2 protein-coding genes are annotated in these 1,396 nt (G+C 41.1%); both read left to right on the plus strand.

The genetic code is table 11. From position 1 onward, the window contains the following. Positions 1-111: 111 nt before the first annotated feature. A complete protein-coding gene (locus tag ACTQ34_RS17920; protein WP_441364957.1) occupies positions 112-294 on the plus strand; it encodes a hypothetical protein in 183 nt (60 codons plus the stop codon). Between the two features lie 129 nt (positions 295-423). Next, a complete protein-coding gene (locus tag ACTQ34_RS17925; RefSeq protein WP_441364958.1) occupies positions 424-1,029 on the plus strand; it encodes a SprT-like domain-containing protein in 606 nt (201 codons plus the stop codon). Positions 1,030-1,396: the final 367 nt, after the last annotated feature.

The raw sequence follows: 1,396 nt of genomic DNA on the forward strand, positions 1-1,396 counted from the left end.
CCAATGAGGAAAACCTTCCTCCGCTGCGCAAGCGCGCACGGTGGGCGCAAAATCCGGCGCAGGTTGCCTAATTGAATTCGTTGGGTGTGCGGTTTTCTTGACTATTCCAGTATGATGTCTGAAGAAAAGATTAAGACACTATATGAGTTAGGCGCAATCAACGGTATTAAAATGGATAGCAAAGGGAAAATACAAATGCTGTGTTCAGCGGTGAAAGGCAGCACTAAAGAAGTGAACAGCAAGTCCGAAGCGATCAACAAGCCCGAAATGAATCAGGATGGCATAGAGAAATAAAATATAGAAAATGCGTGATAAGAGCACTCAACTGTACATGTTGAGTGCTCTTTTTCGTTTATCAGACTTGAAAAAAGACTTTTTGATATAGATATAAGTAAGCGGATAATAAAAGGGGGGGATAAGCTAATGATTGCACAAGACAATGCTATGCTGGAGAAAGCTTTTGATATCCTGAATAGGGTGTATTTTGGAAGTGCACTGCCAAAAGTAATGATTACGATACAATCACGCCCAAAGGTGTATAGCTATATCACGACACAGGAGGTATGGAAAGATGAAGCAGCCAGTTATTATGAGATCAATATTAGCGCGGAGCATTTAGATAGACCAATCGAAAATGTGTTAGCTACTTTACAACATGAAATGGTACATCTTTATTGCATAGTAAATGGTATTGCTGATACATCAAAGGGAGGACGATATCACAATAAGCTTTTTAAAGCAGAAGCAGAAAAGCGTGGACTTCTTATTGAGTATGCGCCATATATCGGATACAGCAAAACCACACCAAGCACAGGGTTTATTGCAGTACTGAAAGAGAATGGGCTTATGGAATTGGGTATTGATCATCACCGGGATGATAATCTATTTCCGTCTGCCCCAACCGGAAAAAAGAAGTCGAGTACACGGAAATATATTTGCCCATCATGCGGCATGAGCGTAAGGGCAACAAGAGAAGTTAATATTCTGTGTGGTGATTGTATGTGTACAATGGAGGTGGAACAGGCATAGCGGATAATATGGGATAAGTCAAATGGGAAGTGTCATTTACAGTCTCATAAGTGTTTCAAAGCAGTATCAAAAGGGGGTTTTTGTGTTTAAATGTGGATGTGAATGAAACGCTCAATTGGGTATAGTCTATTGAAGCACGAGGTGTATCAGTAAAGTGGAATTGGTAAAAACGATACTTGAAGCATCGAAACAGCTAGTTAGAAAATGAGAGAAACGAGGGTTTTGAGATGAAATTCTTTTATTCAAGAGTAAGTACAACTGGAATAGTCAAGAAAACCGCACACCCAACGAATTCAATTAGGCAACCTGCGCCGGATTTTGCGCCCACCGTGCGCGCTTGCGCAGCGGAGGAAGGTTTTCCTCATTG

Origin of the sequence: Agathobaculum sp. LCP25S3_E8, from assembly GCF_052117165.1 — a bacterium.
Classification (GTDB): domain Bacteria; phylum Bacillota; class Clostridia; order Oscillospirales; family Butyricicoccaceae; genus Agathobaculum.